At 71.7% G+C, this 15,871-nt stretch carries 15 protein-coding genes; 7 read left to right on the forward strand and 8 right to left on the reverse strand.

What is annotated here, in order from left to right; all coding sequences use genetic code 11:
* Positions 1-99: 99 nt before the first annotated feature.
* The gene (locus tag BMW85_RS45085) at positions 100-1,413 is read right to left on the reverse strand and encodes an MFS transporter (RefSeq protein ID WP_091093833.1); all 1,314 of its coding nucleotides are present in this window, start codon (positions 1,411-1,413) and stop codon (positions 100-102) included.
* Positions 1,414-1,577: 164 nt separating this feature from the next.
* On the opposite strand from BMW85_RS45085, the gene BMW85_RS45090 reads away from it, so the two are divergent.
* The 3 genes from BMW85_RS45090 (at position 1,578) to BMW85_RS45100 (ending at position 3,746) form a co-directional block, all read left to right on the forward strand.
* Positions 1,578-2,090 (forward strand): VOC family protein, encoded by a 513-nt coding sequence (locus BMW85_RS45090; protein ID WP_091093835.1) that lies wholly within the window; start codon positions 1,578-1,580, stop codon positions 2,088-2,090.
* A 112-nt stretch (positions 2,091-2,202) separates the two neighbouring features.
* Entirely contained in the window at positions 2,203-2,622 is a 420-nt protein-coding gene (locus BMW85_RS45095; protein ID WP_091093836.1) for a Zn-ribbon domain-containing OB-fold protein, read from the forward strand.
* Positions 2,619-3,746: a thiolase C-terminal domain-containing protein gene (locus tag BMW85_RS45100; protein WP_091093838.1), complete on the forward strand. Its 1,128-nt coding sequence runs from the start codon at positions 2,619-2,621 to the stop codon at positions 3,744-3,746. The genes BMW85_RS45095 and BMW85_RS45100 overlap by 4 nt, the downstream gene beginning before the upstream one ends.
* Positions 3,747-3,795: 49 nt before the next feature.
* On the opposite strand, the gene BMW85_RS45105 is transcribed toward BMW85_RS45100, so the two are convergent.
* Positions 3,796-5,883 (reverse strand): acetate--CoA ligase family protein, encoded by a 2,088-nt coding sequence (locus BMW85_RS45105; RefSeq protein ID WP_091093839.1) that lies wholly within the window; start codon positions 5,881-5,883, stop codon positions 3,796-3,798.
* 4 nt (positions 5,884-5,887) lie between these two features.
* Positions 5,888-7,042, reverse strand: a complete 1,155-nt coding sequence (locus tag BMW85_RS45110) for an acyl-CoA dehydrogenase family protein (protein WP_091093841.1) — start codon at positions 7,040-7,042, stop codon at positions 5,888-5,890.
* Between the two features lie 115 nt (positions 7,043-7,157).
* On the opposite strand from BMW85_RS45110, the gene BMW85_RS45115 reads away from it, so the two are divergent.
* Positions 7,158-7,769 (forward strand): TetR/AcrR family transcriptional regulator, encoded by a 612-nt coding sequence (locus BMW85_RS45115; RefSeq protein WP_091093842.1) that lies wholly within the window; start codon positions 7,158-7,160, stop codon positions 7,767-7,769.
* Between the two features lie 9 nt (positions 7,770-7,778).
* Here BMW85_RS45115 and BMW85_RS45120 read toward each other — a convergent pair whose 3' ends face one another.
* Both BMW85_RS45120 and BMW85_RS45125 read right to left on the reverse strand, forming a co-directional pair.
* Positions 7,779-8,597: a MaoC family dehydratase gene (locus BMW85_RS45120; protein WP_091093844.1), complete on the reverse strand. Its 819-nt coding sequence runs from the start codon at positions 8,595-8,597 to the stop codon at positions 7,779-7,781.
* A 1-nt stretch (position 8,598) separates the two neighbouring features.
* Complete coding sequence (locus tag BMW85_RS45125; protein ID WP_091093845.1) at positions 8,599-9,498, reverse strand: SDR family oxidoreductase; 900 nt, start codon at positions 9,496-9,498, stop codon at positions 8,599-8,601.
* A gap of 75 nt (positions 9,499-9,573) precedes the next feature.
* Between BMW85_RS45125 and BMW85_RS45130 the strand changes: the two genes are divergently transcribed.
* Genes BMW85_RS45130 through BMW85_RS45140 form a run of 3 tightly spaced genes read left to right on the forward strand, consistent with a single transcriptional unit; the run spans position 9,574 to position 12,609 of the window.
* Positions 9,574-11,007 (forward strand): MFS transporter, encoded by a 1,434-nt coding sequence (locus BMW85_RS45130; protein ID WP_091093847.1) that lies wholly within the window; start codon positions 9,574-9,576, stop codon positions 11,005-11,007.
* A 22-nt stretch (positions 11,008-11,029) separates the two neighbouring features.
* Positions 11,030-11,446, forward strand: coding sequence for an acyl-CoA thioesterase (locus BMW85_RS45135; RefSeq protein WP_245775466.1), 417 nt, complete (start codon positions 11,030-11,032; stop codon positions 11,444-11,446).
* Entirely contained in the window at positions 11,446-12,609 is a 1,164-nt protein-coding gene (locus tag BMW85_RS45140; RefSeq protein WP_091093848.1) for an MFS transporter, read from the forward strand. The genes BMW85_RS45135 and BMW85_RS45140 overlap by 1 nt, the downstream gene beginning before the upstream one ends.
* A gap of 3 nt (positions 12,610-12,612) precedes the next feature.
* Here the strand turns inward: BMW85_RS45140 and BMW85_RS45145 are convergent, their stop codons facing one another.
* The 3 genes from BMW85_RS45145 to BMW85_RS45155 are packed head-to-tail and all read right to left on the reverse strand — an operon-like array spanning position 12,613 to position 15,524.
* Positions 12,613-14,121, reverse strand: coding sequence for a glycoside hydrolase family 13 protein (locus BMW85_RS45145; protein WP_091093850.1), 1,509 nt, complete (start codon positions 14,119-14,121; stop codon positions 12,613-12,615).
* 17 nt (positions 14,122-14,138) lie between these two features.
* Complete coding sequence (locus tag BMW85_RS45150; RefSeq protein WP_091093851.1) at positions 14,139-14,519, reverse strand: globin; 381 nt, start codon at positions 14,517-14,519, stop codon at positions 14,139-14,141.
* 9 nt (positions 14,520-14,528) lie between these two features.
* The gene (locus BMW85_RS45155; protein ID WP_091093853.1) at positions 14,529-15,524 is read right to left on the reverse strand and encodes a mechanosensitive ion channel family protein; all 996 of its coding nucleotides are present in this window, start codon (positions 15,522-15,524) and stop codon (positions 14,529-14,531) included.
* Positions 15,525-15,871: the final 347 nt, after the last annotated feature.

Consider the following 15,871-nt stretch of genomic DNA (forward strand, 5'->3'; position numbering starts at 1 on the left):
CACCCCCCGGGTCGTACGTGAAGCGGCAGGCGCCGGTTCCCCCCTTGGGACTGGCGCCTGCCGCTTCGTCGTTTCAGGCGGTAGGCGAGTAGGAAGGGGTCAGCCTTCCGCCTTCAGGGCCACGTTGACGGGGGTCCGGGTGGTGCGCCGCCAGGGGCCGTTGAACATCAGGATCGCGGGGACGAACAGCACGAGGCAGCCGAGCGCCACGTACAGCCAGGTCTGCCAGCCGGTGGCCTCGACGACGCGCGGGATGACGAGCAGCCCGACCACCGCGATGCCCTTGGACAGGAAGCCGAACAGGCCCCACGCGGTGCCCTGCAGGCGCGGGTCGGCGTCCTCGGCGTCCTCGGAGTAGTTCGCCATCCACGGCGCGTACGCCACGCCGAGCGAGCCGCCGAGCAGCGCGCCGACGACCATGAGCGTCCCGGAGGAGACCTCGGGCCGGCCGAGGAGCACGGCGAGGAAGGCGGTGACGAGCACGGCGGCGATCGTCCCCCCGAGGGTGAACGGCTTGCGGAGCTGGAGCCGGTCGGACAGGCGGCCGGTGACGATGAGCGTGATGAGGTTGAGGCTCCAGAACGCGGCCATGATCGTGGACGCCTCCGCGCTGCTCACGCCGAGGGCGCCGACCAGCATGGTCTGCCCGAACAGCGACAGCGTGATGTAGAGGACCAGCCACAGCGAGATGCCGACGACGTGCGCCCAGATGTTGGGCCGGGAGAACAGCGCCGAGATGCGGGCCGGCCGCGTCACGTCCACGGCCTCGGTGGCGGCGCGCTCGGTGTGCTGGATCCTGGCCCGCAGTTCGGGGGAGAGGTCGGCGATGTTGAGCGCGATGACGATGGAGATGACCAGCGAGAAGCAGCCCATGATGACGAACTGCGAGCGCCAGGAGTCGTTGAAGATCGGCAGGGTCCAGCCGGCGACGGCGGCGGCCAGGAAGTTCGCGCCGACCGGCCCCCATGTCCAGAACCCGAACGCCTGCGCCCGGCCGAGCCGCGGGGAGAAGTCGCGGATCAGCGGGGCCGTGCTGGCCATCGCCACGCCGTCCACGAAGGCCAGCACGATCCTGGCGATCAGCAGGTCGCGTGGGCTGTGCACGAGCGTCATGGCGAAGCAGCACACGGCGGTCAGCGCCATGAGCGGGATGAGCAGCCGCACTCGGCCCACCCGGTCGGTGAGCCGGCCGCCGAGGATGGAGGCGATCGCGCCGGCCACGGCCGCCGCGCCGGACACGGCGCCGTACGTGGCGAGCGTCATGTCCAGGTCTTTCAGCAGCAGCGGGACGACGGGCGCGATCTGCCCTTCGTAGGAGCCGATGAGGATGGCCAGGACGGCCATGGTGAGGATCTTCATGCGCCGGGCGCCGGTCGGGTACTCGTCGAGCTCGCGGACGTAGGACAGCCTCATGGACGGCCTTTCTGATCGGGCTGGACCCCCGCCTAGTTCTAGAAGCTAGCTCTAGAATCGGTTTCTGTGATGCTGCTCCTCACAACCGGCCTCCGTCAAGGGTGAGCCGCGGTCCGCACGCTAGAATGAAATTCTAGGATTCGACGGAGTAAGGGAGTCTCGCCTTGGACCTGGAACTGGACGGCCTTGAGGTGACCTTCGACCACACCGCCGTGGCCGCGCCGCGCATCAGGGACCTGCTGCCGATCTACGGCGACCTGCTCGGCGGCCGGCATCTGGGCGGCGGGGGCGACAACCGGGTCAGCGGCTACCGCACCCTGCAGCTCACGTACGCGAACGGCGGCAAGGTCGAGCTGATGGAGCCGCTGGCGGGCTCGTCCTTCTTCGACAGCTTCTTCGAGCTCACCCGGGGCCGGGGCGGCGTCCACCACCTGAACTTCCACGTCAACGACCTGGACGCGGCCGTCGCCCGGCTCACCGCCCGCGGCTTCCGCCTGCACGGGCTCAACCGGGCCGACGCGCGCTGGCAGGAGGTGTTCCTGCACCCCAAGGAGGCGCACGGGGTGCTGATCCAGCTCGCCCAGCCGGGCTTCCGCGACGCGAACGAGCCGCGGCCGAGCCTGGAGGAGGTGCTCGCCGGGCACGGCCGTAACGGCAACGGCATCCCCAGCGCCTGATCGGGCAACGGCTCCGGCCCTGCCTTGCGGGGCGATGATCGTCGTCGTGGGTCTTCCCTCTCTGGCGCGGCCAGATCTAGAGTGAGATTCTAGAACCAGATTGGGGAGGCCGATGAAGCCGGCACCTAAGCCCACACCCGACACCCAGCCGTTCTGGGACGGCACGGCCGCGGGAGAGCTCAGGATCCAGCGCTGCCAGACGTGCGCGCGCCACTACTTCTACCCGCGCCCGTGCTGCCCCCATTGCGGCAGTGACCAGGTCGAATGGGTCCGGGCCAGCGGCCGTGCGACCCTCTACTCGTACGTGATCAACCACCGCCCCGCCCCCGGCTTCGAGGACGAAGGCCCGTACGCCATCGCGGTCGTCGAGCTGGAGGAGGGCGTACGCATGATGACCAACCTCGTGGGCGTCGAGAACGTCCCCGAGAAGCTGCCGCTGGACATGGAGCTGCGGGTGGTGTTCGAGCGGCGCGGCGAGGTGTCGGTGCCCCTCTTCGAGCCCGCCGCGACGGACGCGGGAGGCGCCCGATGAACGTCGTGATCGCCGGCGCCGCCGAGACCGACGAGGTCGGCCGCCTCCCGCACCACTCGACCCTCCAGCTCCACCTTGAGGCGGCGCGCAACGCGCTCGCCGACGCGGGGCTGACCAAGGACGACATCGACGGCGTCGCCACGGTCGGCACGCCCGGCCCGATCCAGGTGGCCCACGCCCTCGGCATCACCCCCGCCTGGCTGGACGGCACGGGCGTGGGCGGCTCGTCGTTCCTGTTCCACGTACGGCACGCGGCGGCGGCGATCCGCGCCGGGCTGTGCCACACCGTGCTCATCACGCACGGCGAGTCGGGCCGCTCGCGCGTCGGGGCCGGCCGGTACGGCATGGGCCCGGACTCGCTGCTGGGCCAGTTCGAGGTGCCGTACGGCGTGGTCGGGCCGCCCACGTCGTTCACGATCACCGCGCTGCGCTACATGAAGGAGACCGGCCTCACCCACGAGCAGCTGGCCGAGGTGGCGGTGGCGCAGCGGCGCTGGTCGCACCTCAACCCGCGGGCGATGTTCCGCGATCTCATCACGGTCGAGGATGTCTTCGCCTCGCGCATGGTCGCCTACCCGTTCCACCTGCTGGAATGTTGCCTGGTCACGGACGGCGGCGGCGCCCTGGTCGTCACCTCCGCCGAGCGTGCCCGCCGCTCCCCGGTCCACCTGCTGGGCTCGGGCGAGTCCGCGGAGTCGCCGATCATCTCGCAGATGGAGGACTTCACCACCTCCAAGGCGTTCCGGCGGTCCGGGGAGGCCGCGTTCGCCGAGGCCAAGATCACGCACGAGGACGTCGATCACCTCATGGTGTACGACGCCTTCGCCCACGTGCCGATCTACGGCCTGGAGGACCTCGGGTTCGTGGGCCGGGGCGAGGCGGGGGCGTTCATCGCCGAGGGGCACACCTCGCCCGGCGGCCGGCTGCCGATGAACACCAACGGCGGCGGCCTGTCCTACACCCATACCGGCATGTACGGCATGTTCGCCATCCAGGAGGCGGTGCGCCAGCTCCGCGGCGAGGCGGCGGCCCAGGTGCCCGGCGTGGAGGTGAGCGTCGTGCTGGGCAACGGCGGCATGTTCGCCTCGGCCGCGACCCTCGTCCTCGCCAACCGCCTGCCCTGACGAACGTGACGGCGCGCCGGCCGGGGACCCTGGGGTCCCCGGCCGGCGGTCAGTCGCGCCAGGTCACCAGCGCGTCCAGGGCCTCGACGCGGGAGCCGGTGACGAGGAGTGGGTTGATCTCCAGGGACTCCAGGCGTTCGCCGAGGCTCCCGGCGAACGCCGCGATCCGCGCCACCACCCCGGCCACCGCGTCGAGGTCCGCAGGCTCGGCGCCCCTGGCCCCCTGCAGCAGCGCCACGCCGCGCAGCTCCGACAGGGCCCGGCGGACCTCGGCGGCGTCCACCGGCAGCACGCGCAGCGCCGCGTCCCGCAGCACCTCGACCCACACCCCGCCGAGCCCGACGGCGAGCGTCAGCCCCCAGGCGGGGTCGCGGACGATCCCGACCAGCAGCTCGATCCCGCCGCCGCGCTGCGGCTGCACGAGCACCCCGTCCGCGTCCGGCACCGCGGCCATGAGCTCGCCGTGGATCCGCCGGACCGCGGCGGCGTCCGGCACGCCCAGGCGGACCCCGCCGATGTCGCTCTTGTGGCCGAGCCCTTCCGCGGCCACCTTGAGCACGACGGGATAGCCGAAGCTCTCGGCCGCCGCGACCGCCTCGTCCGCGGTCCTGGCGAGCGCCGACGGGACGACGGGCAGCCCGGCCTCGGCCAGCAGGGCGGCGGCCCGGTGCTCGGCCCACACCCCGGCCGCTCCTTCGGGAACAGGGACGGAGGCGGGCGGAGCCGCGACGGGCCGGGACAGGGCGTGCTCCCGTGTCTCGGACCAGCGGACCGCGGCCGCGATGGCCTGGAGGCCGTGCTCGATCCCGCCCGCCACGTACGGATAGCCGGTCTCCCGCTGCACCCGCCGCCCGAACTCCGTGACGTCCGTGAGCACGTTGCTCACCACGACGACCGGCACCGGCGACTCGGCGATGCGCCGCGCGCTCGCCGAGTACAGCGCGAAGACCGGCGCCGGGTCGGGCGGCGCGACCTTGGGCGGCTCGGACAGCAGCAGCACGACGTCGATGCCGGGATCGGCGGTGACCACCTCCAGCGCCCGCCCCAGCAGGGTCCGGTCGATGAGGACGTAGCCGGTGACGTCGAGGGGGTTCTGCACGGTGCCGAACGCCGGCACGATCTCGGCCAGTTTGGCCACGGTCTCGGGCGCGAACGCCGGCAGCTCCAGCCCTTCGTCCTCGGCCCGGTCGGCGATGATCTCCGACGCGCCGCCCGAGGGCGTCACGACGCCGACCCGCCGGCCGGGCAGCGGCCCGGTCGCGGCCAGCAGGCCGGCCGTGATGATCAGGTCCTCCAGTGAGCGCACCCGGATCACGCCGAGCTGCCGCAGGGCGGCGTCGATGACGTCGTCGTCGCCGACGAGCGCGCCCGTGTGGGCCTGCGCGGTACGCGAGGCCAGCGTGCTGCGCCCGATCTTCAGCGCCACGACGGGCTTGCCGGCCTCCAGCGCCCGCCGCGCCACCCGGGAGAACTCGGCCGGGTTCCTGATCGTCTCCAGGAACAGCGCGATGACCTTGGTCGCCGGGTCGTCCACCAGGTGGTCGACCACGTCGGTGACCGTGACGACCGACTCGTTGCCCATCGAGGTGAGCAGGCTGACGCCGACGTTGCGGGCCAGCGCGAAGCCCAGCACCGAGCTGGCCAGCGCGCCGCTCTGCAGCACCACCCCGACCGAGCCGCGCAGCAGCGGCTCGGGGATGGGCAGCCCGTACGGGGTGATCCCGGCGGCGGCGTTGATGTAGCCGTTGCCGTTGGGCCCGAGGACGGTCAGGCCGTGCTCGCGGGCGAAGGCGGCGAGCTCGGCCTCCATCCGCGCGCCCGCCTCGCCCGACTCGCCGAAGCCCGCCGTCAGCACCACGTAGTCGCGGATGCCGAGTTTGGCGCCCTCCTTGAGCACGCCGAGCACCGCCGGGGTCGGCACCATGACGTACGCGAGATCGACGGGCTCGGGGATGTCGGTGAGGCTGCGGTGGGCGGGCTGGCCGTGCACCACGCCGCCGCGCGGGTTCACCAGGTGCACCGGCCCGGGGAAGCCGTGCGTACGCAGGTTGAGCAGGGTGCTGACCGACCAGCCGGACTTGTCGGTGGCGCCGACCAGGGCGATCGAGCGCGGGTTGAACAGTGCGTGGACCGACATGCGATCACTCCCCGATGAGACCCAGCCGCGCGTGTCCCTTGATCAGGTTGCGGGCGATGGTGCGGCGCTGGATCTCGTCGGTGCCCTCGAAGATGCGCAGCAGCCGCAGCTCCCGATACCAGCGCTCGATCGGCAGCTCCTTCGTGTAGCCCATACCCCCGTGGATCTGGAGCACCCGATCGACGACCTGGTTGGCCATGACCGCGCCGTTGAGCTTGGCGATGGAGGAGGCGTGCCGGGCGTCCATGCCCTCCTGGACCCGCCAGGCCGCGTACAGCGTGAGCCACTTGGCGGCCTCGATCTCCACCTGGGAGTCGGCGATCATCCACTGGATGGCCTGGTACTCCGCGATCGCCTGCCCCATCGACTTGCGGATCTTGGCGTAGTCGACGGCCATCTGGAGCATGCGCTCGGCCGAGCCGATGGCGCGGGCGGGGATCATGTAGCGGCCCTGGCCGATCCACTGCATGGCCAGCTCGAAGCCCTTACCCAGCTCGCCGAGGATGTTCTCCTCCGGCACGCGGACGTCCTGGAACACCAGCGACGCCGGGCCCCACTCGCCCATGGTCGGGATCGGCTCGGACGTCCAGCCCATCTCCCTGTCCACGAGGAAGCAGGTGACGCCGTGCTCCTCGGCCACGGCGAACACCATGACGAAGTCGGCCTCGCTGCCGTTGGTGATGAAGGTCTTCTCGCCGTTGATGATCCATTCGTTGCCGTCGCGGACGGCCTTGGCGCGGATGTTGCGGGCGTCGGAGCCCGCGCCCGGCTCGGTGATCGCGAAGCAGGAGCGGCGCTCGCCCTCGATGGTGGGGACGAGGTAGCGGCGCTTCTGCTCCTCGGTGCCGGCGTAGAGGATGTTGTCGGCGGTGCCGCCGAAGGTGAACGGCACGAACGTACGGCCCAGCTCCATGGCGATGATCGCGGACATGACGGGGCCGAGGGCGGCGCCGCCGTACTCCTCGGGGGTGTTGATGCCCCAGAACCCGGACTTCCTGGCCTTGGCGCGCAGGTCGCGCAGTATGTCGCGGTCGAGCGCGGGGCGGCCCTCGCGCTCGTTGCGCAGGACCTCGGGCTCCAGCGGCATGACCTCTTTCTCGATGAAGGACCGTACGGTGTCGCGGATCTGCCGTTCCTCGGGGGTGAGCGAGAAGTCCACGGCCGCCTCCTGCCTGCGGAAATTTCTAGAATCTTTCTCTAGGAATACATTCGGGGCAAGGAGGTCCGGTGTCAAGAATCAGATTCTAGAATTTGGAGGCGATACGATGGCACGCATGGCACGCAAGTCGTCGTGGGAGTGGAGCCGCACCGCGCAGACGCGCAAGAGCATGCTGCAGGCGGCCCGCGAGGTCTTCAGCGAGCACGGCTTCGCCGAGGCCAACGTCTCCGAGGTGGTGGCCCGCGCCGGATCCAGCGTCGGCAGCCTCTACCACCACTTCGGCGGCAAGACCGAGCTGTTCCTCGCCCTCTACGAGGACCACCAGGCGGCGCACGAGCAGGCCTCGGCCGCCAGCGTGTCCAAGGCCAAGAAGGAGGGCGTGAGCGACCCGGTCGAGCTGCTGATCGCCGGGGCGCGCGCCTACCTCGCCGGGGCGTGGGAGCGCCGTGACCTGGTCCGGCTGTTCATCGACGGCGACGGGCCGCCCGGCTTCGAGCTGATCAGGCGCACCCGGGGCCGCGAGTGGGTCCGCCAGAACGCCGTGCTCCTCGGCGCCGGCGGCGACCCGCTCGACCGGTTCACCGTGGCCGTGCTGACCAGCATCATCGGCGAGGCCGCGCGCGAGGTCGCCACCTCCGACACCGAGGAGGAGGCCCAGGAGGTGATCGAGGCGGCGATGACGCTGATCCACCGCCTCGACCCCCTGCGGGTGCTCGACGAGAGCTGAGACCTGGGCTCAGGCGACGGTGGCCCGGCCGCGGTCGATGACCACCGTGCCGTCGTCCTTCGCGGTACGGAACAGCACGTCGCCCCCGTCCGCCCAGATCGACACCGTCAGCGACTCCCCGGGGAAGACGGGGCTGCTGAACCGGCCCGACATCGCCCTGAACCGGGCCGGGTCCGAGCCCGCGACCGCGTGCAGCAGCGCCCGCCCGGTCACCCCGTACGTGCACAGCCCGTGCAGGATCGGCCGGTCGAAGCCCGCCCGCGCGGCGAACTCGGGATCGCTGTGCAGCGGGTTGTAGTCGCCCGACAGCCGGTAGACCAGCGCCTGCTCGGGCCGCGTCGCATAGGTGATCTTGTGGTCGGGGGCCCGGTCCGGCGCCCGCCAGTCGTCGCGCGGCCCGCGTTCGCCGCCGAAGCCGCCCTCGCCCCTGATGAACACCGAGCTGCGGCTGACGATGACCGGCTCGCCGGTCTCCAGGTCCACCGCCCGCGCCTCGGAGGTCACCAGCGCGCCCGAGCCCTTGTCGTAGATGCCGGTGACCGTGCTGGAGGTGCGCACCCCGCCGGCCGGCGGCAGCTCGCGGAACAGCTCGAACGCCTGCTCGGCGTGGACCAGCATGGCCCGGTCGAAGTCGCCGAGCCGCCGCCCCGGCGACTGCGCGGCCAGCACCGCGAACGTCGGCAGCACCCGCTGGCCCTTCTCGGTCGCGAACTCCAGCTCCGAGAGGCCCGCGCCGACGCCGAGCGCGTACAGCATGGTGTCCCTGGCCGTCCAGGTGCGCTCGTGCGCCGGCCCCTCCTGGCCGACGACGCCGTGGTCGAGCGGCATGTCAGTCCTCCCGTCCCGGGATGCGGCCGTTGGTGAGCGCGTTGGGCGCGGCCTTCTCGACCAGGGCGGGGACGACCGCGCCCAGCTCGGCCGGGTCCCACCGCGAGCCCTTGTCGACGCCGGGCCCCGCGTGCCAGCCCTCGGCCACACTGATCGCGCCGCCGCGCACGTTGAACACCCGTCCGGTGATGCCGCGCGCCTCCGCGCTGGCCAGCCAGACGACCAGCGGCGCGATGTCGTCGGGGTCGGCGCCCTTGGCCCCGGCGGGCATGAGGTTCTCGGTCATGCGGGTGAGCGCGGCGGGGGCGACGGCGTTGACGGTGACGCCGTAGCGCTCCAGCTCCCGCGCCGCGATGACGGTCAGGCCCGCGATGCCCGCCTTGGCCGCGCCGTAGTTGCCCTGTCCCGGGTTGCCGTAGATGCCGGAGGACGAGGTCGTGTTGATGATCCGGGCATCCACCGGTTCGCCCGCCTTGGCCTTGCCCCGCCAGTAGGCGGCGGCGTGGCGCAGCGGCGCGAACGTTCCCCGCAGATGCACCCTGATGACCGCGTCCCACTCGTCGGCGGTCATGTTGACGAGCATCCGGTCGCGCAGGATGCCCGCGTTGTTGACCAGCACGTGCAGGTCGCCGAAACGCTCGATCGCGGCGCGCACCAGGCGTTCGGCGCCGTCGAAGTCGGAGACGTCCTCGCCGTTGACGATCGCCTCCCCGCCCATGGCCTCGATCTCGGCCACCACGTCCGCCGCGGCCCCGGACGAGCCGGTGCCGTCCACCTCCGCGCCCAGGTCGTTGACCACCACCTTGGCCCCCTGCCGGGCGAACTCCAGCGCGTGCCCGCGCCCGATGCCCCGCGCCCCGCCCGTGACGATGACCACGCGGCCGTCGACTATCCCGCTCATCCGACACCTCGATCCTTGACCGGCTGACGATGCGAATTGGATTCTAGTATTAAAATCTAGAAAGGACAGGGTCTCTTGACGCTCGCGACCACCACCCCCATGGGCCAGGCCTGGCGAACGTTGTCGGTCGTGAGCCTCGCCAGCGTGCTGACCGGTCTCGGCGGCAGCTCGATGAACGTCGCGCTGCCCGAGATCGCCCGGCACACCGGAGCGGACGCCACGGCGGCCGGCTGGATCCTCCTGGGCTTCCAGTTGACCACGACCGTGCTCATGGTGGTATTAGGCCGGCTCGCCGATCTGTTCGGCCGGCGCCGCATGTACCTGCTCGGGCTGGGCGTCTACACCTTCGCCGCCCTCCTCGCCGGCTTCTCGCCCAACGCCTGGGTGATCGTCGCCCTCCGCGTCGTGCAGGCCGCCGGGGCCGCGATGCTCCTCACCAACAGCGCCGCCCTCGTCAGCGACGCCTTCCCCCGCGAGCGGCTGGGCGAGGGCATGGGCGTGTACGTGGCCTCCTTCTCCATCGCCGGGCTCATCGGGCCGACGCTCGGCGGGTTCCTGGCCGAGAGCCTGGGCTGGCGGTGGGTGTTCTGGTTCAACGTGCCCATCGGCGTGGCCTGCCTGGTCTGGGGCGCGCTCGTGCTGCGCGGCCCCGCGCCCGGCGACCGGGACCGCGGCCTCGACCTGCCCGGAAGCCTGCTCGTGCTGGTCACGCTGGGCGGGCTGCTGCTCGCGCTGTCGGAGTTCACCAGGCTCGGCTGGAGCCACCCGATCGTGGTGTCCGGGCTGGTGGCCGCCGTCGCCGGGCTGCCGCTCTTCCTGGCCAGGGAACGCCGGGCCACGCACCCCGTGGTGGACCTGGGGCTCTTCCGCGACCGGGCGTTCGCCTTCGGGACGCTCGCCTCGTTCCTCAACGCCGTCGCCCGCATGGGCATGGTGTTCCTCGTCGCCCTCTACTACCAGGCCGTACGCGGTGAGGACCCGGTGCAGGCCGGACTCAAGGTGCTGCCGCTCGCGGTGGCCGCGATGACCGCCTCCGTGGTCTCCGGGTTCCTGCAGCGCCTGCTCACCGCCCGTACGCTGGCCGTCGGCGGCGCAGCCGCCACCACCTGCGGCCTGATCGTCATGCTGACCGTGATGTCCACCGACGTCCCCTATCCGGCCATGGCGCTCGGGCTGGTGCTCATCGGGCTCGGCTCGGGGGTGTTCCTGCCCTCCAACACCACCGCCATCCTCGACGGCCTGCCCTCCCACCGGCTCGGCATCGTCAACGCCATGCGCCTCATGCTCCAGAACACCGGCAACGTCGTCGGCACCGCCCTCGTCCTGTCGATCATCACCTCCCCGCTCCCGGCCGCCCTGCACCAGCAGGTCTTCGCCGGCACGCTCGGCCGGCTGTCGGGCGGCGCGGTCGACCAGCTCGTCGCCGGCTACCGCTACGCGCTCGCCGCCATGGCCGCGATCTCGGTGCTGACCGTGCTGGCCTGCCTGGCCCGGCGCAGGGCCACCTGACGGAAACCGGTACGGTGGCGAGGTGGTTGAACGCAACGGTCCCCGGCGACACATCTACCTCCGCGCGGTGCGCTTCGGCGACGTCGACTCCCAAGGGCACGTCAACAACGTGCGCTTCCTCGACTACCTGGAGGACGCCCGCTTCGGCATGTTCGCCATCGACCCGCACAACGCGGGGGAGGAGCCGTTCGGCGGCCTGGTCGTCACCCGGCACGAGATCGACTACCGCCGCCCGCTCGGCTTCCGCCCGCAGCCGGTGCGCGTGGAGACCTGGGTGGAGGAGGTGCGGGCGGTGCGCTTCCGGCTGCGTTACGAGATCCGCGACGACGACGAGCTCTACGTCACGGCCACCTCCGTGATCGCCGCCTACGACGTCGAGCGGGCCGCCCCGCGCAGGCTCACCGAGGCCGAGCTGGCCTACCTCAAGCGCTTCTCGTAATGAAGCGCTGGTGGATGCTGGCGCTGGGCGTCAACGCCCACGCCGGCGTCACCCTCGGGCTGTTCGGCTTACCGCTGGTCATGCCGGAGATCCAGCGCCACTTCGGGGTGTCGCTGCCGGTGGCCGGCATCATCGCCAACGCCTCCGCCTTCGGCATCCTCGCCGCCCTCGTCGCGTGGGGCGCGCTGGCCGACCGGCACGGCGAGCGGGTGGTGCTCGGCACCGGCGTGGGCCTGGCGGCCGTGCTGTTCGGCGCCGCCGCCCTCGTCGAGAGCGCCTGGGCGGTGGCCGCGCTGCTCGCCCTGGCCGGCGCGGCGGGCTCGGCCGCGATGGTCGGCGGCGGACGGATCGTGCTGCGCTGGTTCCGGCCGCCAGAGCGCGGCGTCGCCATGGGCGTGCGCCAGGTCTCCTTCACGCTGGGCATGGCGGTGGGCGCGTTCACGCTCCCGCCGGTCGCGGCGGCGTACGGGCTGCCCGGGGTGCTCCTCGTCTGCGCGGGCGTGAGCCTGCTGGCCGCGGTGCTGGCCGCGATCTTCCTGACCGAGCCGCCGCACGAGGTCGCCGGGCAGGGCGCGGCGCCGGTCGGCTCGCCGTACCGGCAGCCGGCGCTCTGGCGGGTGCACGCCACGAGCGCGCTGCACGTGGTGCCCCAGATCGTGGTCAGCACGTACGGCGTCACCTGCCTGGTCGAGCTCTACGGCTGGGACACGGTGTCGGCCGGCCGGCTGTTCGGCGTGGCGGCGATCGGCGGGGCCGCGGTGCGCGTCGCGGCCGGTCGCTGGTCGGACCGGGTCGGGCTGCGCATGCGGCCCCTGCTGCTGATCACCTTCGCCAACCTCGTCGTGCTGCTCCTGCTGGTCGCCGCCACGCTCACCCGCACCTGGCCGGGCACCGTCATGCTGGCGCTGGCCGCCGTGATGACCGTGGCCGGCAACGGGCTCGCCTACCTCGCGGCGGGCGAGCTCGCCGGACCGGCCTGGGCGGGGCGGGTGCTCGGCACCCACAACACCGTCCAGAACACCGTCTCCCTGGCCGCCACGCCGCTCGCCGGCGTGCTCATGGAGAGCGCCGGGTTCTGGGCGGGCTTCGCCGCGGGGCTGGCGTGCACGCTGCTGTCGGTGCCGGTCGTGCCATGGAGGGGTGAGCGGGCCGGGCGAGGATGAGGGTCACTCGGCCCGGCGCAGCCACGCGGCGGTGTCGGCGGGCAGCAGGCCGCCCTTGACCGGGCCGCTCGCCAGGATCACCTCGTCGTGGGCGGGGAGGCGTACGGGGTGGGTGCCGCAGTTGACGGCGCAGGTCAGCGGGCCGCGGGTGAAGAAAAGCGCACCTTCGGGAGAATCCACCCACTCCAAGGTATAAGGAATTTCCTCCACCAGTTCGCGGCGCCTGGCCAGCGCCCGCCGGTAGAACTCCAGCGTCGAGTCGGCGTCGCCCTCCTGCTTCTCCACGCTCAGCTCCGCGAACGACGGCGGCTGCGGCAGCCACGGCTCCACCGAGTCGGGGGAGAACCCGTAGGAGGGGGCGTCCACCGTCCACGGGATCGGCACCCGGCACCCGTCGCGCCCCGGCAGCTTGCCCTCCGACTGGAAGAACACCGGGTCCTGGCGGGCCTCGGCCGGCAGGTCGGTCACCTCGGGCAGGCCCAGCTCCTCGCCCTGGTAGAGGTAGGCCGAGCCGGGCAGGGCCAGCATGGTCAGCAGCGCCGCCCGCGCCCGCGCCAGCCCCGTGCCGGGGTCGGCCGTGCCGTAGCGGGTGCGGTGGCGGACCACGTCGTGGTTGGACAGCACCCACGTCGCGTAGGGGACCGCGCCGAGCGTGTCGTCGATCACCTGCTTGAAGGCCGTCGGCGACCAGGGCGCCTGCAGCCAGGCGAAGTTGAAGCTCTGGTGCAGCTCGTCGGGGCGTACGTAGAGCGCGAGGTCGTCGAGGCTGTCGGTCCAGACCTCGCCCACCGCCATGCGCTCGCCCGGATAGCTGTCGAGCAGCCGGCGCCAGTCGCGGTAGACGCCGTGCACCTCGGGCTGCCCCCAGACGGGCGAGGCCGCCTTGAACGACTGGTCGCCCACGTCGGGCAGGCCCTCCGCCTTGTAGAGGCCCATCGCCACGTCGATGCGGAACCCGTCGACGCCGCGGTCCAGCCAGAACCGCAGCACGTCGTGGAACTCCTCGTGCACCTCGGGGTTGCGCCAGTTGAAGTCGGGCTGGCCCGGGGCGAACAGGTGCAGGTAGTACTGGCCGTCGGGCGTCTGCGTCCAGGCCGGGCCGCTGAAGGTGGACTGCCAGTTGTTGGTCGTGTCGCGGAAGATGTAGCGGTCGCGGCCCTCGCCCCGCAGCGCCGCCTGGAACCACGGATGCTGGTCGGAGCTGTGGTTGGGCACGATGTCGACCAGCACCCGCAGCCCCAGCCCGTGCGCCTCCGCGACCAGCGCGTCGAAGTCGGACAGGGAGCCGAACAGCGGGTCCACGCCGCGGTAGTCGGCCACGTCGTAGCCGCCGTCGGCCATGGGGGAGGGGTAGAACGGTGTCAGCCAGATGGCGTCGATCCCCAGCCGCTTCAGGTAGGGCAGCCGCTGCCGCACCCCGGCCAGGTCGCCGACGCCGTCTCCCGAGGCGTCGGCGAAGCTGCGTACATAGATCTCGTAAACGACGGCGTCACGCCACCAGGGGATGTCCATGACGGCTCTCTGCCCAGTCAGGCGGGAGCATTCACCAAGCTGTGGGCGGCGTAGACCAGATAGTCCCAGAGCCGGGTCTCCTGCTCCTCCGGCAGGTCGAGCGAGTCGACGGCGTCCCGCATGTGCCGCAGCCAGGCGTCCCGCTCGGGCTCGCCGATCACGAACGGCATGTGCCGCATCCGCAGCCGGGGGTGCCCGCGCTGCTCGCTGTAGGTCTTGGGGCCGCCCCAGTATTGGACGAGGAAGCCCCGCAGCCGCTCCTCGGCGCCCGTCAGGTCGGGCTCCGGGTAGAGCGGCCGCAGGACCGGGTCGTCGGCGACCCCCTCGTAGAAACGGTGGACGAGGCGCCGGAAGGTCTCCTCGCCGCCTACGGCATCGTAGAAGGAGGTCTCAGTCACAGCATTAGCTTAGGCAATCGCGACCATGGGAATGCCCGCGGTGTCCATGGCCGTCTTGACCCGGAGCCGGAGCTCCCGCGCCACCTCGGCCTGCGCGGACGGCAGGGTCTTGACCGTGACGCGGAACACCATGGAGCTGTTGGAGAGCTGCTCCACGCCGTAGACCTGGGGCTGCTCGACGATCTTGCTCTCGCGCAGCTCGGAATCGGCCCACATCTCCTCGGCGGTGTGCTCCAGCAGCACCTTCACGGCGACGATGTCGGCGTCGTAGGCGACCGGGACGTCCACGAAGGCGCGCGACCAGCCCTGCGACTCGTTGCCGACGCGGGTGATCGTGCCGTTGCGTACGTACCAGACGCGGCCGTCGGAGTCGCGCAGGCGGGTCACCCGCAGCGTCACGGCCTCGACCGTGCCGACGGCGGCGCCCGCGTCGATCACGTCGCCGACGCCGTACTGGTCCTCCATCAGCATGAACAGGCCCGCGATGAAGTCCTTCACCAGCTCCTGGGCGCCGAAGCCGATGGCCACGCCGAGGATGCCGACGCTGGTCAGCACGGGCGCGATGGGGATGGTCAGCCGGTCGAGCACGGTCAGCACGGCGGTGCCCAGGATGACGATCGAGGCGATGTACCTCAGCACCGAGCCCATGGTCTCGGCCCGCTGCTTGCGCCGCTCGTGCAGCAGCACGTCGAGGCCGTCGGGAGCCGCGCCCTTGCGGAACCTGCTGGTGATCGAGCCGCCCGCGGCCGCCCGGTTGACCACCCGGGTGATCACCCGATGGGCGATGTTGCGGATCACGAACGCGAACACCACGATCAGCACGATCGTGATGGCGGTCGCCACCAGCGGCGCCCAGGGCGCGTTGTCGAACACGCCCGCCAGCGTAGAGCAGAGCACCGTGTCGTTCTGGCAGACCGTGCTCACTCCGTGCGTGAGCTCGTCCAGGTCGGGCAGGACCGTGGACGTTGACGAGGGCTGTGGCGACGGCGTCACCAGCAGTAGCACTGGGTGGATCCCCCTCCGGAAGCGGTTCGATCGGCTTGGATCGATTTGATCTAGTTGATCTAGTTCGGATCCAAAATACCGCCGACCGAACCGCCCGCCGTCACATCACGCCGGGGAAGACGGGGACGCGGGCTCTCTGGGCCGCGGAGGGAGAGAGCCCACGCTCCGATGACGGACGGCTCGGAACGGGACACGCACCCGGAAGCATGTCCAGCGCCGGTTCCGGGAGGGATCCCCCGAACACCCGCCCCGGTGGGACGGGTGGCTTGGCCGCGCGCACGGGTGCGAGCCGTGCGCGCGAGATCTTCCGCCCTGTGAGAGGGCGGGAACCGGCGGAGTGACCAGGG

The sequence above is a fragment of the Nonomuraea wenchangensis genome, assembly GCF_900111685.1.
GTDB lineage: Bacteria > Actinomycetota > Actinomycetes > Streptosporangiales > Streptosporangiaceae > Nonomuraea > Nonomuraea wenchangensis.